The following is a 23088-nucleotide window of genomic DNA, read 5'->3' on the forward strand; positions in this document are numbered from 1 at the left end:
ACGACGGCGGTCGGTTGAGCCAGCGGGTCAGCGCCCTGCGTCCGTCGTGATCGCGTGCCCGCAGCGCCGTTCCGTCACGCCCCGTGCGTTCCTTGAGCCGAGGACTCCGAGACCACCCGGGTCGTGCCGCACTCCGGCGCGCGAGTTCGCGGGCCGGGTCAGGGGTGGTGCCGCGCGGCGGTGTCGCCGGTTCGAGGTGACGGCGTCGCGGCAGCGAATGTGTGCGCCTTTGCGTCGGGCCGACCGCGATCTCCGCGGAAGTCCACGCCGCCACGCCTCCGCGGGTCTTCGAGCCCGGAATATGGCGGCCGGTCAGGCCCCCGCCGACGACTCAGGGCCGCCAGTTCGTCGTGATCGCGTGTCGGCGGCGCCATTCCGTCACGCCCGCGTGCGCCGCCTCGATCCGTGCGGGGTCCGTCTCGCTCGCGCAGTGGTCGTGCAGCTCCCTGATCCGCGCGAGCATCGCCCCTCGCCGCTGCTCCCACGCCGGGGCCTGCGCCCCGTAGCCGTGATGCAGGTGGGGGAGCGCGTCGATGCAGTCGGGGTGGTGCATCCGCACGATCCATTCGCACCACGCGAGATCCTCGACGGGCCGGCCCAGGTGCGCCCATTCCCAGTCGAGCACGGCGGTCACTTCGCGCGAGCCGGTGTCGAGAAGCACATTGTTCGGCCCGAAGTCCCCGTGGACCAGCGAGGTCCGGCCCAGCGCGGCCATGTCGGGCGTCCGCTCGAAGGGCAGGACGGCGGCGGGGACGGCGTGGATCCGCGCGAGGACCCGGCCGCAGGCGGCGAGGACCGCCGCGGCGGTGTCGGGATTCAGAACCTCTTGACCGTGCGTGCCCGGCATGTGCCGCATCGTGAGGTAGTCCTCGCCGACGTGTTTCACCGCCGGGACCGGTACGACCGAGCCGATCGCGCGCAGGATCGCGGCCTCGCGCGTGAGCCGCTCGCTGACCTGCGGTCCGGTGTACCTCTTGGTCACCGTCGTGCCGTCGCTCGTCGTGAGGTTGGTGTACCCGTGCGGGAGGCGGTCCCCGGTGGACTCCATGGCCACGCATGATGCCAGTACGCCACGCCGATCTTTTTGGCAACCCCGACAACGCGTAGAGGACCCGGAGGGCTATTCTGCGATCGCTGGGCCAGCGGCATGCCCTGCCGCGGACCGCCCACATTGAGACATCGCCACAGGAGGCCGACAGGTGACCACCGTTTCACCGAAGCCGATCGTCGCGCGGCCATGGCCGGTGCGTCGCGAGCCCAAGGGCTCGTGGCTGGCCCGTACGCTGCGGACAACCGACGCGAAGCAGATCGGGATCATGTACCTGGTCACCTCGTTCGTGTTCTTCGGCATCGGGGGCACCCTCGCCCTGCTGATGCGCGGAGAGCTCGCGCGGCCGGGTCTGCAGTTCCTGTCGGCCGAGCAGTTCAACCAGCTGTTCACCATGCACGGCACGATCATGCTGCTGCTGTTCGCCACCCCGGTGGTGTTCGCGTTCGGCAACTACATCGTCCCGCTGCAGATCGGCGCCCCCGACGTCGCCTTCCCGCGGCTGAACGCCTTCGCCTACTGGCTGTACCTCTTCGGCGGCACGCTCGTCGTCGCCGGGTTCGCCACGCCGGGCGGGGCCGCCGACTTCGGCTGGTTCGCCTACCAGCCGCTGTCCGATGTGGTCAACTCGCCGGGAGCCGGCGCCGACATGTGGTTCGTCGGCCTGCTGATCTCGGGTCTGGGCACGATCCTCGGCGCGGTCAACATGGTCACGACGATCCTGACGCTGCGCGCGCCGGGCATGACCATGTTCCGGATGCCGATCTTCACCTGGAACCTCCTGGTCACCTCGCTGCTGGTGCTGATGGTCTTCCCGATCCTCGCGGCCGCGCTGTGCATGGTCCTGTCCGACAGGCATCTGGGCACACACGTGTTCGACGTCGCCACCGGCGGCGCCATGCTCTGGCAGAACCTGTTCTGGTTCTTCGGGCATCCCGAGGTCTACATCGTCGCGCTGCCGTTCTTCGGCATCGTCTCGGAGATCATCCCGGTCTTCAGCCGCAAGCCGATCTTCGGTTACAAGACGCTGATCGCCGCGACGCTGAGCATCGCCGCCCTGTCGATGGCCGTGTGGGCGCACCACATGTTCGCCACCGGCCAGGTGCTGCTGCCGTTCTTCTCCTTCATGACCTTCCTGATCGCCGTGCCGACCGGTATCAAGTTCTTCGACTGGATCGGCACGATGTGGAAGGGGCAGTTGACCTTCGAGGCACCGATGCTGTTCAGCATCGGCTTCCTGGTCACCTTCCTGTTCGGCGGCCTGTCGGGCGTCCTGCTCGCGTCGCCGCCGATCGACTTCCACGTCTCGGACACCTACTTCGTGGTGGCGCACTTCCACTACGTGCTGTTCGGCACGATCGTGTTCGCGGTGTACGCCGGGGTCTACTTCTGGTTCCCGAAGATGTTCGGGCGGATGTACGACGAGCGCCTCGCGAAGGTCCACTTCTGGCTGACCATGATCGGCTTCCACACGACCTTCCTGGTGCAGCACTGGCTCGGCAACGAGGGCTTCCCCCGCCGCTACGCCGACTACGCGCCCGAGGACGGCTTCACGACGCTGAACACGATCTCCTCGATCGGCGCGTTCATCCTCGGCGCCTCGACGCTGCCGTTCCTGTGGAACATGTACAAGTCGTACAAGGCCGGCCGGGTCGTGAACGTCGACGACCCGTGGGGCTACGGCGGTTCCCTCGAATGGGCGACGAGCTGCCCGCCCCCGCTGCGCAACTTCGACCGGATGCCGCGCATCCGCTCCGAGCGCCCGGCCTTCGACGCGCGGCACGGCGCCGCGCTGGCGGCCATCGCCGACGCCAACGGCGGCAAGGAGATCGGGCACTAGCCCGGTCCGTGTGACGACGAGAACCGCCGGTCCCTTCGGGGGCCGGCGGTTCTTCGTTCGCGGGGTTCAGGCCAGTGCGGCCAGGACGCTCGCGGAGTCGGTCACCCAGCCGTGCATGCGCTCGATGAGCGCGAGGCTGTTGGCGTGGAACTCCCGGCCGTGCGTCTCGCCGGTGCAGTCGGCGACGACGATCGCCCGGTAGTCGCGGTAGGCGGCGTCGCGGACGGTGGCCTCGACGCAGTCGCTGGTGGTCCAGCCGCAGACCAGGAGCGTGTCGATGCCCCGCGCCCACAGGTCGGCGTCGAGGGTGGTCTCCCGGAAGCCGCTGAAGCGGTTCTTGCCGACGATGACATCGCCGTCGGCGGGCGTGAGCTCGCCGACCATCTCGGTGTTCCAGGTGTCGTGGATCAGGATGCGGCTCGCGCGGCCGTCGGGCGCGGTGACCTCCTCGCCGACGTTCAGGGCCTCGTGGATGAGCCGGTTCTTGCCGCCCGGCGAGCCCAGGTCGGAGAGGTCGGGCAGGTAGCCGTGCTGCGTGTAGACGACGGTCATGCCCGCCGCGCGTGCCGCGTCGAGCAGGCGGGCGGTGGGGGCGATGGTGTGCCGGACCAGGGACAGGTCGCCGCCCGCGCGGTGGACCATGCCGCCTTCGGCGCCGAAGTCGTTCTGCATGTCGATGACGAGGACGGCCGTGCGCGCGAGGTCGAACGCGACCGCCTCGGGGCGGGCTTCGACGGTGATCTCAGTGGGGTGGGTGCTCGGGATCATGTGGTCATACTAAACCGTTCAGTATTGACATCCAACTAAACCGTGTAGTTCAATCGGGCCATGACCATCACCCGCCACCGCTCCGGCGCTCCCGTCGCCGCACCCGCCCTGGTGGCCTTGACCTTCCCCGTCTCGCTCGGCATCTCCGCCACGAGCCTGCTGCTCCCGACGGCCGCCACCGCCCTCGGCGTGTCGCTCGGCGCGGCCACCTGGCTGCTCACCCTCTACGGCTGGGGCATGGCCTTGGCGATGCCCTTGGCGGCGTTCATCGCCGGGCGCTTCGGTCGACGGACCATGCTGCGGACCGGGGGAGCGGCGCTGGCGGCCGGTGCCGCGCTGATCCTGCTCGGCCCCTCCCTGCCCACCATCGGCGTCGGCCGTGCGCTGATCGCGGCGGGCGCGGGCGCGATGGTGGTCAGCGCCATGGGTGTCGCGCGCGACTACGAGAGCCCCACCCGTCGCCAGCGCGCCCTGGGTGCCATCTCGGCGGGCATCGGCGTCGCGGGCGCACTCGGGCCGCTCGTCGGCTCCCTGGTCGCCGACGCGAGCTCCTGGCGGGTCGCGCTGGCCCTGCCCGCGCTCAGCCTGGTGTCGCTGCCTTTCGCCCTCAAGGCGCCCGACACCGAGCGCGCGCGTGGCGGGTTCGCTGTGGCGGTCGTGGTGACCGACCGCCGCTTCCTGGCCGCCACCGGCCTCGTGCTCGGTCTCACCACCGTCTACTTCGGGCTCGTCTACGCCGCCCCGCAGCTCCTCACCGCCGCGACGGGCTGGAGCCGCTCCTCGGTCGGCGCGCTGCTCGTCGTCCCCGGCCTGATCGGTGCGGGCCTGTCGTGGGCCTCGGCGGGCGCGGTACTGCGTTTCGGCGCGACCCGGGTGGCCGGTGCCCTGGCGCTCCTGGCCGCCGGTGCCGCCCTCCTCGCCGGCTTCGCCGGAGGCGTCCCGCCGGTGCTGGCGGCCTCGGCCGCCGCGGCCTTCGCCTCGGCGGCCGGGCAGGGCGTGCTGGTCGGCGCGGCGACGGCGAGGCTGGCGCCGTCGGCGCGCACGGCGGGCGTCGGGCTGGTCAACTTCGCCTTCCAGTTCGGCAGCGTCGTCGGTCCCTTCGCGCTGTCGTTGCTGAGCCCGGCCGTGGGCCTCGGGCACGGGCTGGCGCTCATCGCGCTGCTGCCATTGGCCGCCTCCGGCTTGGCCGTCGCCCTCCGTGAGCGAAACCAAACCGTTTAGTTTATGGTGGGCCGGTGTCGACCGATGTGGACGAATACGGGATCCCCGTCATCGCCGAGCCCGTCAGCGCCTCGGAGCGCAAGCGGGCCTCGATCGTCGACGCGGCCGTCGCCGAGTTCCTGCGCGAGGGCTACGCGGCGGCCTCGGTCGACAAGATCGCCAAGCGCGCCGAGGTCTCGAAACCGACCATCTACCAGCACTTCGGCAGCAAGGAGCGGCTGTTCCTCGCGGTCATCGCCGGTGTCCTGACCGATGCCTACGACGGTCTGGAACCCCTCGCCTCCGACATCACGGGCCTGTCCGCCCTGCGTGAATCGCTCACCGCCTACCTCGCGTCCTGGTCGCGGCGTGTGCTCTGCGACGACATCCTCGCGCTGCGGCGGCTGGTCATCGGCGAGGTCGCGCGCTTCCCGCAGCTCGGCCACCTCTGGTTCAAGATCACCCGCGAGATGATGGACGCGCCGCTCATCGGACTCCTCACCGAGCTCGACGGCGACCTGCTTGCCGTACCCGACCCCGAACGCGCCGTCCGGCAGCTCATCGGCATGACCCTCGGCGGCCTCCAGCTCGTGCTGACCTTCCTGCCGGAGGAGCGCGCCGAGGACCGCGACATCGACGGCACGGTGGCGGCGGGCGTCGACGTGTTCCTGTCGCACTACGCCCGGCGCTGACCCGCCGCCTTTCGCGCGGACCCCCTAGGCTTGTCCCATGGCACGCGCACTGATCGTCGTGGACGTACAGAAGGACTTCTGCGAGGGCGGGTCCCTCGCGGTCACCGGGGGCGCCGGTGTCGCCGCCGCCATCACCGCGGTCCTCCGCGAAGAACCCGACCGCTGGACCCATGTCGTCGCCACCCGCGACCACCACATCGACCCGGGCCCGCACTTCTCCGCCGAGCCCGACTTCGTCGACAGCTGGCCGGTGCACTGCGTCGTCGGGACCGAGGGCGCCGCCTTCCACCCCGACTTCGACCACGCGCGGGCCGAGGCCGTCTTCGACAAGGGCGCCTACGCCGCCGCCTACTCGGGCTTCGAAGGCGCCAGCGACAGCACCGGTCTGGCCGACTGGCTGCGCGCGCACGACGTCACCGAGGTCGACGTCGTCGGCATCGCCACCGACCACTGCGTGCGCGCCACGGCCCTCGACGCCGCCCGCGAGGGCTTCGCGACGACCGTGCTGCTCGACCTGACCGCCGGTGTGGCGGCCGAGACGACGACGTCCGCCCTGCGCCAATTGCGCGAGGCGGACGTGACACTCGTCGGTGAACCTGTCGTGGGCGGCTAGGACCGCACCACCACGGGGATCGCCGGGTCGCCCTGGGAGAGCTTCAGGCCCTCCCAGGGGATGGAGATGAGGCACTCGCGGAGGTGGTCGCGCGACCCGTCGAGCGTCGGCAGGTCCGCGACCCGCTCGCCGCCGCGGATCAGCGGCCGCTGGAGGATCCGGTCGCCGGGCTCCGCCTCGGGCGTGCCCTGCGAGACGACGATCTCCTCGACGGCCGTCCCGGTCGGCTTGTGGCGGCGTACAGCGGTCTTGCGGCCGCCGACGGTCGCCTTGTTCTCCGAACGCTTCACCACCGGCCGGCCCTCGACCTCGACGAGCTTGTAGACCAGCCCGGCCGTGGGCGCGCCCGAACCGGTGACGACGGCCGTTCCGGCGCCGTAGATGTCGACGGGCGTGGCCGCCAGCGACGCGATCGAGTACTCGTCGAGGTCGCCGGACACGACGATGCGCGTGTCGGCGGCGCCGAGGGAGTCGAGCTGCTCGCGGGACTGCTGCCCGAGGACGTGCAGGTCGCCGGAGTCGATGCGGATCGCGCGCAGGCCCGGCCCGGCGGCGGCGATCGCCCGCCGGATGCCCTCGGAGATGTCGTAGGTGTCGACGAGCAGCGTCGTGTCCGTGCCCAGCGTCGCCACCTGGGAGGCGAAGGCCTCCGGCTCGCTGTCGTGGAGCAGCGTGTAGGCGTGCGCGGAGGTTCCGGCGGTCGGGATGCCGTAGCGCATGCCCGCCTCCAGGTTCGAGGTCACGGCGAAACCGGCCAGGTAGGAGGCCCGCGCGGCGGCGACCGCGGCGTCCTCGTGCGCGCGCCGGGAGCCCATCTCGATGATCGGCCGGCCGCGCGCGGCGGTCACCATCCGCGCCGCCGCCCCCGCGATCGCGGAGTCGAAGTTGAGCACCGACAGGGCCAGCGTCTCCAGCAGCACGCACTCGGCGAAGGTGCCCGTGACGGTCAGGATCGGCGAACCGGGGAAGTACAGCTCGCCCTCGGCGTAGCCGTCGACGTCACCGCGGAAGCGGTAGTCGGCCAGCCAGTCGACGGTCTCGTCGTTGACGATCTTCCGCCGGCGCAGGAAGTCGAGCTGCTCGTCGTGGAAACGGAAGTCGGCGAGGTGGTCGAGCAGGCGGCCGGTTCCGGCGACGACGCCGTAGCGGCGCCCGTTGGGCAGCCTGCGCGCGAACACCTCGAAGACGCAGCGTCGCTGTGCGCTGCCGTCGGCGAGGGCGGCCGACACCATGGTCAGCTCGTAATGGTCGGTCTGGAGCACGCTCACGAACGTGAGCCTAATCAACGGTCGCTCGGGGGCGAGTGCAGGATGACGATCTTCACCCGCCCGTTCGCAAGACCCTTGGCGTCTTTCGTTCACCCGACTTTCACGCGGCGACCGCCCGGCGTTCGGCTCCCGGCGCATAGCCTTGCGCAGCCCGCTCCCCGGGGACCGACAGGTCCACGCCATAAGGACTCCCCCTCGCATGCGCATCGCCGTCTTCACCGAGGATGACCACGCCCGACGGGTCATCGCGAGGTTCCGCCGCGCCGCCGAGGCGGCCGGGCACACCGTCGACGAACTGACCCCGGATCTCGTCGGGCCGCGCGAGGCGATCAGCGAGGTCGATCTGCCCCACGAACTGGAGACGCGCGTGCGGGCCTTCGTGGACGCCCACGACGTCGACCGGCTTGTCCTGTGCGGCGACCGCTCCCGTCTCGGGCGCCGGCTGACGCGCGGCCTGCGCACGCGGTTGCCGGTCGTGCTGGTCCAGGACCGGCACGTCGACTACCGCCACACCCGCCTCGACGCCGTCACCGCCGTGCAGGGGCAACTCGGCGACGGCGGACCGGCCGCGGTGTGCGTGTGGGGCCCGGCGACCCGTCGCGCGATCGCCGACCGCGCCCCCGACACCGCCGTCGTCGTCACCGGCGCCCTCGGCCTCGGCGACGACCCCGAACTGCTCCGCGCCGCCCGCTCCGCCGTACACCGCAGGACCGTTGAGCCCGGGACACCGCTGCGGATCGTGATCGCCGGCGAAGGCGACTGGACCGAGGCCGCCGGGGAACTCGGCGCCTACGGCGAGGTCGTGTTCGACACCGCCATCGAGGGCGCCGACCTCGTCGTCACCTCACTCGAAGCGCTCTACCCGGAGACCCTCCGCGCCGGGATCCCGCTGGTCCACCACCGGCTCGGCGACCGCGTCCTGCCCGACCTGCGGCACAACCTGATCCGCACCACCCGCGGCACCGGCGAGCTCGGCGAGGTCGCGCTGCGCCTCAAAGTGGACGGACGCTTCCGCGGCAATCCCACCGGCGAACCCGTCGAGCACTACCTCGCCTTCCATTCCGACGTCGCCGAACGCGTCCTCGCCGTGGTCGAAGAGGCCGCGCTCCCCGTACCCCCGCCCCCGCCCGGCCGCACCGGGACCGGGCCGCGCGCGAGCCTCGCCGAACGCGCGCTCGACGAGATCCGCGACCGCATCCGCCGCCCGCGCTCGGTGGCGGTGATCGGCACGGACTTCGGGTACGTCACCGGCGTCGCCGTGCCCGTGCTGACCTACACGCGGGACCTCGTCGCCGCCGGGCCCGTCGACGTCCGCTACATCGACATCTGGGCCTTCTCCAGCGTCGAGGGCGTGCTCGCCGCGATCGAGGGCTGCGAGCAGGTGCTGATCAACAGCCTGGCGTTCTTCTGGCGCAACTGGCTCGGCTCGCGGGTCGCGGAGGCGCTGCTCGAAGCACGCGTGCCGACGGCGGTGTACGTGCACGAGACGGAGTACGTGTTCAACCACGAGGCGGCCACGCGCGGGGTACGGCACGAGAGGCTCCTGGAGCTGCTGCCGCGCCTGCGGGTGCTGTGCGTCTCGCGCGCGCAGGCCGACTTCTACCGCAAGCTGGGGGCGCGCAACCCCGTCGTCGTATACAACACCGTGCCGCTCGACGACCGGCCGCCGCGAGCGCGCGCCGCCGTCGGCGAAAGGCCGCGGATCGTGATGGTCGGGACGGTGCAGGACCGCAAGGGCGTCGACCTGTTCTCGCGGGTCGCCGAGCGCGCGGCCGGGCTGCCGTGGGACTTCGCCTGGTACGGGCACCGAGGCGGCGTGAGCGGGTCGGCGCTGGAGTCGCCGCGCGTCGACTGGCGGGGCGCCATGCCACGGCGACGGGTGCGGGCCGAACTCGCCCGGGCCGACGTGCTGTTCCTGTCGAGTGTGGACGATCCGATGCCCCTCGCCGTGATCGAGGCGGTTCAGCAGAGGCTGCGGATCGTGACATACGACCGCGTCGGGTCGAAGGAGATCCTGGAAGGCGTCGGCGGTTACCGGGGCTTCGGCGAGTACACGCCCGGCGCCGCGTTGGACGCCATCGCCGCCGTACTGGCCGACGACGTCGACGAGGACGCCTACGGCGAGGTCGAGGAACTCTTCGCGCCCGCCCGCTTCGCCGAACGCATGTCGACGGCGCTCTCCCTGGCCCACGACGGGCCGCCCCCCGAGACGCCGGGCCCCACCGTCGCCGCCCTCGACGATGAGACCCCCGACGCCCACACCCGCGCCGTCGCGACCCTGCGCGCCACCGGCCGCGGCGACGACGCCGAACTCATGGAACGCGCACTGCTGCGGAGGCGACACTGATGGGCCGAGTCCTGCGGAAGATCCTGCGTCCGGTCACGACCCGCATCGACCACCGCGCCGAGAAGGCGGCGGAACGCGCCGTCCAAGGACGCGCGACGGCGGCCTTCGAGGGGGCCGTGGACGAACTGCGGCTGCGCAACGCGCGCGGACTGGACGAGCTGTACGACGCGCTGACGGAGGTCCGGGCGGAACTGGCGGCCGCGCGCGCGGAGATCGAAGGACTGCGCGGGGGAGCGGGGTAGGGGAGGCGGGCCGGTCCGGCGAGCGCCGGGCCGAGAACGCAACCCATGCGGCAGTTAGGGGAGGCGGGCGTGGGTCCGGCTCTCGGACCGACGGTGTTTTGTCACACCTCGTCCGTATCGTTCGTTTTCGGGGGCGTTTTGCCGCCAAGCGACGACCCCTGCCCGAAACTCGCCACGCTCGCCGCTCGCCGCTGGCCGCGCATCGCCGCGCCCGCCGCCGCCAGCGGCCGGCGGGTGCCGGGTGCCGGAGGGCGGCCCAGCCGCTCCCGAGGCGGTGCGGAGGACGCGGCACGGTGGGAGGAGGACGCGGCACGGTGGGAGGAGGTGCGGCTCGGCGAGACGAGCCCGAGCCCGCCAGTGTGCCGGGGATGCCCCGCAAGGCAGGGACGGCCCGTCGATCGGTCTCACACCCCTCGCATCGCCGCGCTCGCCACCCGCCGCGCATTTCACCGCGCCTGCCGCCGCCAGTGGCGGCCGGGTGCCGGAGGGCGGCCCAGCCGCTCCCGAGGCGGTGCGGAGGACGCTGCACGGTGGGAGGAGGACGCGGCACGGTGGGAGGAGGTGCGGCTCGGCGAGACGAGCCCGAGCCCGAGCCCGAGCCTGAGCCTGAGACGAGGCCGGGCCTGAGACGAGGCCGGGCCCGAGACGAGGCCGGGCCCGAGACGAGCCCGTGCCTGAGACGGGGCCGTGCCTGAGACGAGCCCGAGCCCGAGCCCGAGACGAGCCCGTGCCCGAGCCTGAGACGGGCCCGAGCCTGAGACGGGCCCGAGCCTGAGACGGGCCCGAGCCTGAGACGAGCCTGAGCCTGAGACGGGCCGAGCCTGAGACGAGCCTGAGACGAGCCCGAGCCCGCCAGCGCGCCGGGGATGCCCCGCAAGGCAGGGACAGCCTGACGGATGGACCCATCGCGTCGCCGCGCCTTCGCTGCCGGCGGCTCGTCCAGGGCGGTGACTGCCCTCGCGCCCGCGCCGTCAGCGGCGCACCGGGGCCCTGCGCCCGCTGTTACCCGCGATTCGCGATGAGATCGGGTGCGCGGCAAGGCGAGTTCCGAGCATTTCAGCCGTGCGGGGCATGGGTGCGATGAGACTCGGACGAGCTGATGGCGGGTCTCACGGCGGCTCTTCGTCGCACCTCGCGCCACGCCGTTTCCAGCGCCGACAGCGCGCGGTCCGCCGTCGCCGGAAAGACGCGCGAACAGTGCGTTTCCGGGGCCGACGTGGCCTCCCCGCCCGCGTCTCGCCCACGTCCGCGCGAACGACCCGTGGTGCGTGACGGGAGGCCGGGGCTGGGTCCTGCCCACGGCCACGCGCAAGCCTCGGCCGCCCCCGCTCGCCCCCCCGCCCTCCACCCCCCGACCCCGCCCTCCACCCCCCCCGCCCCCCGGCAAGCCCGCCACGCCCCACCACGCCTGCCGCCCGCATCCCGCCCAAGCCACCGAGTGCCGGGTCCCCAGCCGCCCCCACGGCCGCGCGGACGACGCCCCCGTGGCAAGGCGAGCCCCGAGCACTTCAGCGTGCGGGGGATGCCACGCGGAGACCTGGACGGGCCGGCGGGCCGGTCCACCCCCACCCCCATCCCGCCCAGTGGAACCCCACCCGCCCCTCCCTCCCCGTCACCACTCCCCGCCGCACCGCCACCCCCGGCCCCACCCCCAACACCCGCCGCCACGTGCCCCTCCACGCCCCGCCCACCTCCCGTCGCGCACCGGCCCAACCCCGCACCACGCCCCTCCTAACAGCCCCCGCGCGGCCCCCCGCGCGCACCCACCGCCACCCCGTGGCTGGCGCCGGGGTGGCACGATGGAGGCATGGGTGCACCACTGGCGAGTCCGGACATCGTGTCGGACCATGAGGAACGAATCGACCCCGATCGCCCCTGGGCGACGGTCGTGCACAACGACCCGGTCAACCTCATGAGCTACGTGACCTGGGTCCTGCAGAAGCTCTTCGGCTACAACCGCGACAAGGCCGAGAAGCTCATGCTCGACGTGCACCACAAGGGCCGCGCCACCGTCTCCTCCGGGGCCCGCGAACGCATGGAGTTCGACGCCACCCGTCTCCACGCCCACGGCCTCTGGGCCACCGTCGAGCGCCAGTAACCCGAACAGGAACCATGCGAGCCTTCATTCGTGACGGCGACGACTCATTCGTCGCCACCTTCGCACCGGCCGAGGCCGATGCGATCCGGCAATCCGTCCAGGGCATCGCCGGACTCGTCCGGGCGCACGACACCGGTGACCCCGTCACCGCGCGTCTCTTCCCCGACGTCTACAACGACTCCAGCGACGACGCCGCCGAGTTCCACCGCCTCACCGACGCCGAACTCACCGGCACCAAACTCGCCCAGGTCGATGTGCTTCTCGACACGCTCCCCGCCGAAGGCGGCGAGGTCCGCATCGACGGCGAGACCGCCGAGGCGTGGCTGCGCGCTATCACCGACGTCCGGCTCGCCCTCGGCGTTCGCCTGGACATCAGCGAATCCACCGACCTCGGCCGCGAGATGGACGACGAGATCCTCGCCGACCCGGTGTCCCCACGTGCGGCGGCGCTCGGACTCTACGAACTCCTCACCTACGTCCAGGAGTCGCTCGTCGTCGCCGTCGCGGGGTGGTGACCGCCCGCCGACCGGGTAGGCTGTCGAGCGTGTTGACGATCCACCGTGCGCTTGTTGCCGCGATGGTGGCCCATGCCCGCCGGGACCACCCGGACGAGGCCTGCGGCATCATCGCCGGCCCCGCGGGGTCCGATTCACCCGAGCGTCTCGTGGAGATGATCAACGCCGAACGCTCGCCGACGTTCTACCGCTTCGACTCGGCCGAGCAGCTCGCCGTGTGGCGCTGGATGGACGACCACGACGAGGAACCGGTCGTCATCTACCACTCCCACACCGCGACCGAGGCCTACCCCTCGCGCACCGACGTGAAGTTCGCGTCCGAACCGAACGCGCACTACGTGCTGATCTCGACCCGCGAACCGGAGACCGCCATGGTGCGCTCCTTCCGGATCGTCGACGGCGAGATCACCGAGGAACCCGTCGAGCTCACCGGCGACGAGCTCGCCGTCCAGACGTACAAGATCGGGCACACCCCCACCTCGATCGTGTACGACTGTGCCGAACCGCGCTAGGCCGCGCCGCGCGCGCCGAGCCCCGCGCTGACCTCGGTTCCCTCTTCAATCGGTACGACACCTCTGCGTGAAAGAGAACGACCATGTCTGTCGAAGTTCGCATTCCCACCATCCTGCGCACCCACACCGGCGGCGAGAAGATCGTCAAGGGCGACGGTGACACCCTCTCGGCCCTCTTCGCCGACCTCGACACCCGCCACAACGGCCTGTCGGGCCGCGTCATCACCGGCGAGGGCGCGCTCCACCGCTTCGTCAACGTCTACGTCAACGACGAGGACGTCCGCTTCACCGGCGGTCTCGACACCGCCCTCAACGACGGCGACTCGGTGACGATCCTGCCCGCCGTGGCCGGCGGCTGACGCGAGCCATGGCGCGGTACGACTCGATACTCGACACCGCGGGCGACACCCCGCTGGTCGGGTTGCCGAACCTGTCGCCCTCGGGCGACGTCCGGCTGTGGGCGAAGCTGGAGGACCGCAACCCGACCGGCAGCATCAAGGACCGGGCCGCGCTGTCCATGTTGTCGGCGGCCGAGGCCGACGGGCTGCTGAAGCCCGGTGCGACGATCCTCGAACCGACCTCCGGCAACACCGGGATCGCGCTGGCCCTGGTCAGCCGCCTGCGGGGGTACCGGCTGATCTGCGTGATGCCGGAGAACACCTCGGCCGAGCGCCGCCAGCTCCTGGAGCTGTACGGCGCGAAGGTCGTGCCCTCCCCGGCGGCCGGCGGGTCGAACCAGGCGGTCGCCATGGCGCGCAAGCTCGCCGCGGAGAACCCCGACTGGGTGATGCTCGACCAGTACTCCAACGCCGCCAACGCCGCCGCGCACACGGCGACGACCGGCCCGGAACTGCTGCGGGACCTGCCGACCATGACACACCTGGTCGCCGGGCTCGGCACCACCGGGACGCTCATGGGCACCGGCCGTTTCCTGCGCGACAACGCGCCCGGCGTCAAGATCGTCGCGGCCGAACCGCGTTACGGCGAGCTCGTCTACGGTCTGCGCAACCTCGACGAGGGCTTCGTTCCGGAGCTCTACGACGAGAAGGTCCTGCACCGCCGGATCTCGGTGGGCACGGCCGACGCGTTGCGCCGTACACGCCAGCTCGTCACCGAGGAGGGCGTGTTCGCGGGGCCCTCGACGGGGGCCGTGCTGCACGCCGCGCTGGTGGTGGCGGCCGAGGCGGTGCGGACCGGTGTCCCCGCCGACATCGTCGTGATCGTCGCCGACGCGGGGTGGAAATATCTGTCCACGGGTGCCTATTCGGGCTCGCTCGAAGAGGCCGCCGAGGCCCTCGACGGCCAACTGTGGGCGTGAGCCTCGCCATTTGTCCAGGTCAACGGCGGGCGTGACGGATGGTTGCGCTGTCGGAGGCCACGAGTAGAGTCGGGCAGCATGAGCATCCAGACCTCAACACGGACGCCGATGGTGCCGACCGAGCAGCCGCGCGCCGCCCAGGCCGCCCCGGAGAACCGACCCGTGCCGGACGTGCGGCTGCGACGGCTCATGGGCGTGTGCGCCTGGGCGCTGTGCCTCGCCGTCTGCGGTCTGATCGTCGGCCTGATCGACCTGATCCTGCTTCTCGGCGGTAAGACCCCGGGCTGGTTCGAGCCGGCCATCATCGTCACCGGCCTGGTCGGCCTGTCCCTGGCGATCGCGGCTTTCCCGATGACGCGGGCGAAGCAGACGCCGTGGATTCTGCTGGCGTCGAGCACGGTCGTGTTCATCATCGGTGTCGTTTTGACCGCTCAGGCTTCGTAAGCTCGATCACAGCGGTGACGGCCCTCACCTGTCACCTTCGTGACAAGGCGGGCGTCGTGCACTGCGTTGACAGGTGTTCGACGCGTACGCTCCCCTAGGTGACGGACGCACCTATCGGGATCTTCGACTCCGGCGTCGGCGGTCTGACGGTGGCTCGCGCCGTGCTCGATCAACTGCCCGCCGAGCGACTGGTCTATGTCGGCGACACCAGGCATGTGCCCTATGGGCCCAAGCCCATCGCCGACGTGCGCAGGCATTCCCTCGACGCCTGCGACCACCTCGTCGGGCTCGGGGTGAAAGCCCTGGTGATCGCCTGCAACACCGCCAGCGCGGCCTGTCTGCACGACGCGCGCGAGCGCTACGACATCCCCGTCGTCGAGGTCATCCGGCCCGCCGTCCGCCGTGCCGCCGCGGCGACCCGCAACGGCCGCATCGGGGTCCTCGGGACCGCCGCGACCGTTTCCAGCGGTGCCTACGAGGACGCCTTCGGGGCCGCCCCGCACATCGCGGTGACGAGCGCCGCCGCGCCCGCCTTCGTGGATTTCGTGGAACGCGGAGTGACAACGGGCCGACAGCTACTGGGCCTCGCTTCGGCCTACCTTGAGCCGCTACAGCGTGCGGATGTCGACACTGTTGTCCTCGGCTGCACGCACTATCCGCTGCTCGCCGGGCTGATCGGCCTGGTGATGGGAGACGAGGTGACGCTGGTGTCGAGCGCCGAGGAGACGGCCCGGCAGTTGTACCGGGTGCTCACCGACCAGGGTCTGCTGCGGGAGAACGCTTCCGAGCCGCCCGCGCATCGCTTTCTGGCGACCGGTGACGCGGTGTCCTTCGCGCGGCTCGCCCGGCGTTTCCTGGGACCGCAGCTGGCGGATGTGCGCGCGGACGCGTTCGGTGAGGTCACACCGTCGAGTGGGGGCGCGGCCGGCGCGAGAGGAATGGCATCGTGAAACTGACGATCATCGGCTGTGCCGGCAGCTTCCCCGGTCCCGATTCCCCCTGTTCGGCCTATGTGGTGGAGGCCGAGGGCTTCCGGTTGCTCATCGACTTCGGCTCCGGTTCGCTCGGGGCCCTGCAGAGGCACGTCGATCCGCATTCGATCGACGCGATCATGCTGACGCACCTGCACGCCGACCATGTGCTGGACGCCTGCACCTACGTGGTGATGCGCCGGTACGCGCCGGGCGCGCCCTTCCCGCGGATCCCGGTGTACGGGCCGCGCGACACCGAGGCGCGGCTGATGGAGGCCTACGGCGGTGCGGGGGAGGAGCACATCGCGCCTTCACTGCGGGACGTGTACGCCTTCCATCCCATGGCTCCCAGCACTTTCGAGCTCGGGCCCTTCGGTGTGACGGTGGACCTGGTGTCGCATCCGGTCGAGACCTACGGGGTCCGCATCACCCACAATGGACGGTCGCTGGCCTACTCCTCCGACTCCGGCCCGTGCGAGGCGCTGGTCCGCCTGGCGCAGCACAGTGACCTGTTCTTGTGCGAGGCGTCCTATCTGGAGGGTCGCGACAATCCGCCGAACGTGCACCTGACGGGCAAGGAGGCCGGTGAGCACGCCACGAAGGCGGGCGTCGGCAAGCTCGTCCTGACCCATCTGGTGCAGGCGTGGGGTAGCGAGGAGCGCACCTACGAGGAGGCGGCCTCAGCCTTCAACGGGCCCATCGATCTGGCCAGATCCGGTGCGGTGTACCAGATCTAGCGCCAGCAGCGCCGTGCGCACGGGTTCGGCGCGCAGGTAGCCGCCGGGCCGGTGCGCGTCGAAGCCGGGTACCCGGTCCTGATGCGCCACGACGTCGTCGAAGCGCGCCCCGACCTCGCCGCCGGGTACCGCGAAGAGGTCGCGGGGGTCGAGGACGTCGATCCAGCGGTCCACATTGGGCGGTTTCGGCCGGCGACCGTCCATGGTGGGCGGTGACAGGCGCGGGAAGACCGCGCCTGGGATCGCGAGCGGTGAACCGATCGTGATGAGCATTGGTATCGCAATCGGTGAATGGCGCCAGAGTGTCTCGTAGGCGACAACGGCCCCCAGCGAGTGCGCGACGACCACGTCGGCGCCCGCGATCCGGCGCGCCACGCGCGCGGTCACGGCCTCGCGTGTGCCCGCCGTCCCGTGGTCGCGCAGGAACCGCGCGGTCTCGCGTGCGAAGGCGACGACGGACCCGTGCGTCGCCGCGCCGTTGAGACCCCGCCGCCCGGCCAGGATCCCCATCGCCGTGCGCGGCGAGACCCGCAGCCGCCCGTCGGCGTGGGTCAGGTCGGGCAGCGCGGCGGCCAGGTAGGCCGCCGCCGTCGACCACGCGTCGGCGTCCAGACGGTCCACATTGAGCGGTTCACCGTAGGCACCGGGTTTCCGCACCAGGTCGGCGTAGTAGGCGACTTCGACCACCGCGCCCGAGTCCGGTCCGAGCTCCTCGGCCCAGGCCGCCGCGATCGCCTCGCCGGCCCGCAACGGGTCGCCGGGGCGGTACTGGAGGACTCCGTGCACACCGACGATTCGCGTCACGGGAGCGAGTCTAGGGACGCCGAAGGGCACGCGGGTCATCAATTCCGGGGAATCGTGCCGCCGAACTTGTCGACGCGGACGGGAAGGCGCAGGCCGACGCCGCCGCTATTTGTCCACTCTCGACAGTTGCGCGACGGGGATACGGTCGCGCCATGACCGATGAAGTGCGTGCCGACCCGGTGGAACTGGCCGTTTTATCGCAGGCGGTGCTGATGGTGGCCTATCGGGTGCGCTCCGAGCTGCCGCGCGGATGGAGCGGCGTCCTCGTCCCCTCATCGGCCTTCGGCAACACCAACGCCGCCGAGTCCCTCGCGGTCGACTACGGCGACGCGATCGAGACGGCCGGCCGAGCGGTCGAGGATCTCACCGGCGTGCTCGACGGCGACGCCGACCGGCTGCTTCGTATCGCCTTCGCCTACAAGCAGACCGACGACGAGGAGATGGAGCGCCACGAATCCGTCGGCCTCCCGGGTTGACCGTCCCACAACGCGACCGCGAGGAGTCCGCCGTGACCACCGCTCAGACCGTCTTCCACACCCAGGTGCCTCTCTCGACGTGGAGCCTTGAGGCCGAACCGGGACTTCTCGATCAGGCGGCCTCGAACTGGCGCGCCATCGGTTCGACCGTGGACCGTGAAGCCGAGCGGCTGAACGGTGAGGCGGCGAAGCTCTTCGACAACGACTGGGCCGGCCTCTCACGCGAGCAGTACGAGCGGCACGTCAAGTCCCTTCGGGACTCCATGGCCGGGACGAAGGGCATCGCGGACGCGGCCGCGACGGTGCTCACCGAGCTCGCGGGGGACCTGCGCGACACGCAGGCCGGTCTGACCGACTCGCTCGGTGCGCTGATGGGGCGGGTCGAATTCACCATCGCCGGGAGCGTCATCGAGTTCCGTACCCGTGACGCGGCCCAGGAAGAGCTCGTACGGCAGGGCGTTCGCGACGCCGAGGCCACCACGTCGAGCCTCGACGCCCGCCTGCGCTCCGCCGCCGCGACGGTGCGAGAGGTGCGGACGCGCTTCGAGGACGTCAGTGACCGCTGGCACCCCTATGCCGGGGATGGCGTCCCGTTCGCCATGCCCCCCGAGGCGGTTCGCGCATCACAGGTGCTCTACCTCCCCGATGGGTCGGTCATCATCAATACCGGTGGAGCGCGAAACGACCGCGTCGTGGTCGACACCGACGGCAAGGGCAGGACCTTCATCGAGATCAACGGCGTGCGGATACCGATCGTCGGGTCGGACGTCACCGTGCGCACCGGCGATGGCGACGACACCGTCACGGTCAAGACCGACGCCCCGGTCACCGCGCTCACCGGGGCGGGCGACGACTCGGTCACGACCGACTCGGACTCGGCCGGGCACGTGGTCCTCAGCGGCGGCGGCGACGACAAGGTCAAGACCGGTGACGGTCCGAGCTACGTCGCTTCCGGCGGCGGCGACGACAAGGTCGAGACCGGCGACGGGTCCGACATCGTGGACACCGGTTCGGGCGCGGACCAGGTCCAGGCCGGAGGCGGGAACGATCGGATCACCACGGGCGACGGCGATGACGAGGTCTATGGCGGCGACGGTGACGACACGATCGCCACGGGCTCCGGCCGGGACTACGTCGACGGTCAGTTCGGCGACGATGTCGTGCGCGCCGGCGACGACACCGACATCGTCTACGGCCTCTCCGGAAACGACAGGCTCTACGGCGGCGCGGGCCAGGACTACCTCGAAGGCGCCAAGGGCGACGACATCGTCGACGGCGGAGCCGGCAACGACGTCGTCTCGGGTGGACGCGGTAATGACCGGCTGTACGGCGGCGAGGGGCGTGACGTCCTGTACGCGGGCCACGGGATCGACCGCGTGGAAGGCGGGACCCGGACCGACGGTGAGGTCGCCTACGTCCAGGCGGAGGACTCGGTCTCCGGGAACACGAAGGCGGAGCGGGTCGACATCGCCGATGCGAGCTTCATCCAGGTCCGCGGCACCGACGAGTACGAGGAGCGCGTCGAAGCCGACCTCGACCTGTTCGCCGCCTCGCCGACCGGCAGGCAGATGATCATCGAGCTCGGGGACGAGGTGAGCAAGACGCACCACGACATCTGGCCGGGCGAGCGCGAGATCGTCATCAAGGAGAGCGACGCCGACGCCGGCAGCGAGAACGACTTCACCAAACTGTCGATGAACGACTCGAATATTCGCTACAACCCCGAATACGGCCTGGTGCACCAGAACAAGCCGCCGTCGACGACCCTGTACCACGAACTCGCGCACAGCTACGACTACCTCAACGACACCACCAAGATCGGCCCCCACATCGATCCGGCCGACCCCGACTTCCGGGACGGCAAACCGGTGCCGAACGCCGAACGGCAGGCGGTCGGGCTGCCGATCGACCCGATCCTCGACGGGAGGAAGGGTTACGAGATCGACCCCGATCATCCGATCCAGTACACCGAGAACGGGCTCCGGCAGGAGTTCGGCTGGAGTCTGCGCGAACAGTACGGCTCGCCGACGAAGTAGAGCACCTAACCCTTCAGCCGCTCCAGCACCGCCCCGTGCAGCAGCCCGTTCGTCGCGACCGCCGAGCCGCCGGTGGGTCCCGGCGTGCCGTCGAGCGCGGTGAATCGGCCGCCGGCCTCCGTCACGATCACCGACAGGGCCGCCAGGTCCCACAGCGCGACCTCGGGTTCCATCGCGATGTCGACGACGCCTTCGGCGAGCAGCACGTAGCTGTAGAAGTCCCCGTAGGCGCGGTTGCGCCACGCGTCGGTGAGCAGGCCGAGGGCGTTGTCGCCCATCCCCCGCTTGTACCAGGACGTGATCGACGACAGCGAGACCGACGCGTCCTCCACGGTGGACACCGAGGAGACCTTGAGGCGCTCGGCGCGCGAGCGGTCCTTGCCGGCGAACGCGCCCGCGCCCTTCGCGGCCCACCAGCGGCGGCCGAGGGCGGGCGCGCTGACCAGTCCGACGACGGGTTCGTCGCCGTCCATCAGCGAGATGAGCGTCGCCCAGACGGGAACCCCGCGCACGTAGTTGGCGGTGGCGTCGATGGGGTCGATGACCCAGCGGCGGCCGCTGTTGCCTTCGAGACCGAACTCCTCACCCAGGATCGAGTCGCGGGAGCGGTACCGGCCGAGGGTGGAGCGGATGGCCTTCTCGACCGACAGGTCGGCGTCGGTGACGTGGGTCGTGTCCGGCTTGGTGTCCACGTGGAGGTCGTTGGCGCGGAACCTCGTCGCGGAGATCGAGTCGGCGCTGTCGGCGAGGACGTGCGCGAGCCCAAGGTCATCGGTGTAGTCGGCCATGGCGGTGAATCTATCCTGCCCGTACACGCGCGAACGGCGCCCACTCGCGTGGACGCCGTTCGCGCGGACCGTGATCAGCCGGTCTGTGCCTTGAACCTCTTCAGCCGCAGGCTGTTGGTGACCACGAAGACCGAGGACAGGGCCATCGCCGCACCCGCGATCATCGGGTTGAGCAACCCGAACGCGGCCAGCGGGATGGCGGCCACGTTGTAGGCGAAGGCCCAGAACAGGTTGCCCTTGATCGTGCCGAGGGTCTTGCGGGACAGGCGGATCGCGTCGGCGGCCGAGCGCAGGTCACCACGGACGAGCGTCAGGTCGCTGGCCTCGATCGCCACGTCGGTGCCGGTGCCCATCGCCAGACCCAGGTCGGCCTGGGCGAGCGCGGCGGCGTCGTTGACGCCGTCACCGACCATGGCGACCGTGCGTCCCTCGGCCTGGAGAGCCTTGACGACGTCGACCTTGTCCTGCGGCAGGACCTCGGCGTGCACCTCGTCGATACCGACCTGCTTGGCGACGGTCGCCGCGACGGCCTTGTTGTCGCCGGTCAGCAGCACCGGCGTGAGCCCGAGGGCCCGCAGCCGCACGATCGCCTCGGCGCTGGTGTCCTTGATGGTGTCGGCGACGACCAGCAGACCGCGCACCTCCCCGTCCCAGCTCGCCGCCACGACCGTCTTGCCCTCGGCCTCGGCGGCGTCCTTGGCGGCCTGGAGCGAGTCGTCGAGGTACTGCGACCACTCCGCCAGCAGCTTCGTGCGGCCGACCGTGACGGCCTTCTCCTCGACCAGGCCGTTGACGCCGAGGCCGGGCACGTTTTCGAACTGCTCGACCTTGGGCAGTTCGCCGACGCGCTGGACGGCTCCGGCCGCGATGGCCTGGGCGATCGGGTGTTCGGAGGCGTCTTCGAGGGCTCCGGCGATGCGCAGCAGCTCGTCGGTGTCCTGTCCGGCGGCGGGGATGACGTCGACGAGCGACATCTTGCCGGTGGTGACGGTGCCGGTCTTGTCGAGGACGACGGTGTCGACGCGGCGGGTGTTCTCCAGGACCTCCGGGCCCTTGATCAGGATGCCGAGCTGGGCGCCGCGGCCGGTGCCGACCATGAGGGCGGTCGGGGTGGCCAGGCCGAGGGCGCACGGGCAGGCGATGATCAGGACCGCGACGGCGGCGGTGAAGGCGGCGGCGGTGCCGTTGCCGAGGATCAGCCAGGTCGCGAGGGTGCCGAGGGCCAGGACGATCACGATCGGCACGAACACGCCCGAGATGCGGTCGGCGAGGCGCTGGACGGCGGCCTTGCCGTTCTGGGCGTCCTCGACGAGCTTGGCCATCTGCGCCAGCTGCGTATCGGCGCCGACGCGGGTCGCGCGGACCAGCAGGCGGCCGCCGGCGTTGACGGTGGCGCCGGTGACGTTGCTGCCCGGCCGCACCTCGACCGGGACGGACTCGCCGGTGAGCATGGACTCGTCGACCGCGGAGGCGCCGTCGACGACGACGCCGTCGGTGGCGATCTTCTCGCCGGGGCGGACCACGAACTCGTCGCCGACCGCGAGGTCCTCGACCGGGATCAGCGTCTCGACGCCGTCGCGCACGACGGCGACCTCTTTGGCGCCCATCGCCAGCAGTGCCCGCAGCGCCGAACCCGCGCGCCGCTTGGCCCGCGCCTCCAGGTAGCGGCCGAGCAGGATCAGGGCGGTCACGCCCGCGGCGGCCTCCAGGTAGATGTTGGCCGAGGCCTCACCCGTCCCGCCGAAGAAGCTGAAGGGGTGGGTCATGCCGATCATGCCCGCGTCGCCCCAGAACAGCGCCCAGACCGACCAGCCGAAGGCGGCGAGCGTGCCGCCGGAGACGAGGGTGTCCATGGTCGCCGCGCCGTGGCGGAGGTTCGTCCAGGCGGCCTTGTGGAAGGGCCAGCCGCCGTAGGTGACCACCGGGAAGGCGAGCACCAGCGACAGCCACTGCCAGGCGTCGAACTGGAAGGCCGGGACCATCGCCAGGAGGATCACCGGGGCGGCCAGGACGAGCGAGATCAGGGTCCGCTCGCGCAGCTCGTCGAGCTCCGGGTCGGCGGTGTTCTCGGCTTCGCCCTCGTCGGTGCGCTGCTTACGGGTCTTCGGGGGCGGCGGGAGGGCGGCGCCGTAGCCGGTCTTCTCGACCGTCGAGACGAGTTCCTCGGGGGCGATGCCGGGCGCGTAGCTCACCTTCGCCTTGGCGGTGGCGTAGTTGACGGTGGCGGTGACGCCGTCCATCTTGTTGAGCTTGCGCTCGATGCGGTTGGCGCAGGAGGCGCAGGTCATCCCGCTGATCGCCAGCTCGATCTGGCTCTCGGCCGGGGGTGGGGCTGCGTCCGTACGGGAAGTCATCTGCCTACTCCTTCGAT

General features: G+C 71.2%; 22 protein-coding genes. 16 read left to right on the forward strand and 6 right to left on the reverse strand.

What is annotated here, in order from left to right:
* Window positions 1–331 precede the first annotated feature (331 nt).
* On the reverse strand, window positions 332–1048 hold the full coding sequence (locus HNR73_RS34505) for a phosphotransferase (protein WP_184792243.1): 717 nt from the start codon (window positions 1046–1048) through the stop codon (window positions 332–334).
* Window positions 1049–1199: 151 nt separating this feature from the next.
* Between HNR73_RS34505 and ctaD the strand changes: the two genes are divergently transcribed.
* On the forward strand, window positions 1200–2888 hold the full coding sequence (gene ctaD, locus HNR73_RS34510; protein WP_184792244.1) for an aa3-type cytochrome oxidase subunit I: 1689 nt from the start codon (window positions 1200–1202) through the stop codon (window positions 2886–2888).
* A gap of 66 nt (window positions 2889–2954) precedes the next feature.
* Here ctaD and HNR73_RS34515 read toward each other — a convergent pair whose 3' ends face one another.
* Entirely contained in the window at window positions 2955–3656 is a 702-nt protein-coding gene (locus HNR73_RS34515) for a cysteine hydrolase family protein (protein ID WP_184792245.1), read from the reverse strand.
* Window positions 3657–3716: 60 nt separating this feature from the next.
* On the opposite strand from HNR73_RS34515, the gene HNR73_RS34520 reads away from it, so the two are divergent.
* Genes HNR73_RS34520 through HNR73_RS34530 form a run of 3 tightly spaced genes read left to right on the forward strand, consistent with a single transcriptional unit; the run spans window position 3717 to window position 6161 of the window.
* On the forward strand, window positions 3717–4877 hold the full coding sequence (locus HNR73_RS34520; RefSeq protein WP_184792246.1) for an MFS transporter: 1161 nt from the start codon (window positions 3717–3719) through the stop codon (window positions 4875–4877).
* Window positions 4878–4891: 14 nt separating this feature from the next.
* Window positions 4892–5548, forward strand: a complete 657-nt coding sequence (locus HNR73_RS41050) for a TetR/AcrR family transcriptional regulator (RefSeq protein WP_184792247.1) — start codon at window positions 4892–4894, stop codon at window positions 5546–5548.
* 37 nt (window positions 5549–5585) lie between these two features.
* Window positions 5586–6161, forward strand: coding sequence for an isochorismatase family protein (locus tag HNR73_RS34530; RefSeq protein WP_184792248.1), 576 nt, complete (start codon window positions 5586–5588; stop codon window positions 6159–6161).
* Here HNR73_RS34530 and HNR73_RS34535 read toward each other — a convergent pair.
* Window positions 6158–7429 (reverse strand): nicotinate phosphoribosyltransferase, encoded by a 1272-nt coding sequence (locus HNR73_RS34535; RefSeq protein ID WP_275414569.1) that lies wholly within the window; start codon window positions 7427–7429, stop codon window positions 6158–6160. The two genes, HNR73_RS34530 and HNR73_RS34535, sit on opposite strands and share 4 nt — an antisense overlap.
* Window positions 7430–7628: 199 nt before the next feature.
* On the opposite strand from HNR73_RS34535, the gene HNR73_RS34540 reads away from it, so the two are divergent.
* The 10 genes from HNR73_RS34540 to HNR73_RS34585 all read left to right on the forward strand — a co-directional run bounded on the left by HNR73_RS34540 (window position 7629) and on the right by HNR73_RS34585 (window position 16613).
* Window positions 7629–9776 (forward strand): glycosyltransferase family 4 protein, encoded by a 2148-nt coding sequence (locus HNR73_RS34540; RefSeq protein ID WP_184792250.1) that lies wholly within the window; start codon window positions 7629–7631, stop codon window positions 9774–9776.
* Window positions 9776–10018, forward strand: coding sequence for a hypothetical protein (locus tag HNR73_RS34545; RefSeq protein ID WP_184792251.1), 243 nt, complete (start codon window positions 9776–9778; stop codon window positions 10016–10018). Before HNR73_RS34540 ends, HNR73_RS34545 begins: the two co-directional genes overlap by 1 nt.
* Before the next feature lie 1807 nt (window positions 10019–11825).
* Window positions 11826–12116 (forward strand): ATP-dependent Clp protease adapter ClpS, encoded by a 291-nt coding sequence (gene clpS / locus HNR73_RS34550; protein ID WP_184792252.1) that lies wholly within the window; start codon window positions 11826–11828, stop codon window positions 12114–12116.
* A 14-nt stretch (window positions 12117–12130) separates the two neighbouring features.
* Window positions 12131–12631 (forward strand): DUF2017 family protein, encoded by a 501-nt coding sequence (locus HNR73_RS34555; RefSeq protein ID WP_184792253.1) that lies wholly within the window; start codon window positions 12131–12133, stop codon window positions 12629–12631.
* A 29-nt stretch (window positions 12632–12660) separates the two neighbouring features.
* Window positions 12661–13143, forward strand: a complete 483-nt coding sequence (locus HNR73_RS34560; RefSeq protein ID WP_184792254.1) for a M67 family metallopeptidase — start codon at window positions 12661–12663, stop codon at window positions 13141–13143.
* Between the two features lie 83 nt (window positions 13144–13226).
* Window positions 13227–13502, forward strand: a complete 276-nt coding sequence (locus HNR73_RS34565; protein ID WP_184792255.1) for a MoaD/ThiS family protein — start codon at window positions 13227–13229, stop codon at window positions 13500–13502.
* Window positions 13503–13510: 8 nt separating this feature from the next.
* A complete protein-coding gene (locus HNR73_RS34570) occupies window positions 13511–14461 on the forward strand; it encodes a PLP-dependent cysteine synthase family protein (RefSeq protein ID WP_184792256.1) in 951 nt (316 codons plus the stop codon).
* Window positions 14462–14539: 78 nt separating this feature from the next.
* Window positions 14540–14905, forward strand: coding sequence for a hypothetical protein (locus HNR73_RS34575; RefSeq protein WP_184792257.1), 366 nt, complete (start codon window positions 14540–14542; stop codon window positions 14903–14905).
* A 98-nt stretch (window positions 14906–15003) separates the two neighbouring features.
* The gene (gene murI / locus HNR73_RS34580; RefSeq protein ID WP_184792258.1) at window positions 15004–15855 is read left to right on the forward strand and encodes a glutamate racemase; all 852 of its coding nucleotides are present in this window, start codon (window positions 15004–15006) and stop codon (window positions 15853–15855) included.
* Window positions 15852–16613, forward strand: coding sequence for an MBL fold metallo-hydrolase (locus tag HNR73_RS34585; protein ID WP_184792259.1), 762 nt, complete (start codon window positions 15852–15854; stop codon window positions 16611–16613). The genes murI and HNR73_RS34585 overlap by 4 nt, the downstream gene beginning before the upstream one ends.
* Here the strand turns inward: HNR73_RS34585 and HNR73_RS34590 are convergent.
* Window positions 16557–17417 carry a hypothetical protein gene (locus tag HNR73_RS34590; protein ID WP_184792260.1) on the reverse strand — a complete coding sequence of 287 codons (861 nt, stop codon included), beginning with the start codon at window positions 17415–17417 and terminating at the stop codon, window positions 16557–16559. The two genes, HNR73_RS34585 and HNR73_RS34590, sit on opposite strands and share 57 nt — an antisense overlap.
* Before the next feature lie 152 nt (window positions 17418–17569).
* Here HNR73_RS34590 and HNR73_RS34595 point away from each other — a divergent pair, with 152 nt between their 5' ends.
* Together HNR73_RS34595 and HNR73_RS34600 are read left to right on the forward strand one after the other, a co-directional pair.
* Window positions 17570–17893, forward strand: a complete 324-nt coding sequence (locus HNR73_RS34595; protein WP_184792261.1) for a hypothetical protein — start codon at window positions 17570–17572, stop codon at window positions 17891–17893.
* 32 nt (window positions 17894–17925) lie between these two features.
* Window positions 17926–19929 carry a M91 family zinc metallopeptidase gene (locus HNR73_RS34600; protein ID WP_184792262.1) on the forward strand — a complete coding sequence of 668 codons (2004 nt, stop codon included), beginning with the start codon at window positions 17926–17928 and terminating at the stop codon, window positions 19927–19929.
* 5 nt (window positions 19930–19934) lie between these two features.
* Here HNR73_RS34600 and HNR73_RS34605 read toward each other — a convergent pair whose 3' ends face one another.
* Window positions 19935–20717 (reverse strand): inositol monophosphatase family protein, encoded by a 783-nt coding sequence (locus tag HNR73_RS34605; RefSeq protein ID WP_184792263.1) that lies wholly within the window; start codon window positions 20715–20717, stop codon window positions 19935–19937.
* A 74-nt stretch (window positions 20718–20791) separates the two neighbouring features.
* Complete coding sequence (locus HNR73_RS34610) at window positions 20792–23071, reverse strand: heavy metal translocating P-type ATPase (protein WP_184792264.1); 2280 nt, start codon at window positions 23069–23071, stop codon at window positions 20792–20794.
* Between the last annotated feature and the right edge of the window lie 17 nt (window positions 23072–23088).

Source organism: Phytomonospora endophytica (genome assembly GCF_014202425.1).
Classification (GTDB): Bacteria; Actinomycetota; Actinomycetes; order Mycobacteriales; family Micromonosporaceae; genus Phytomonospora; species Phytomonospora endophytica.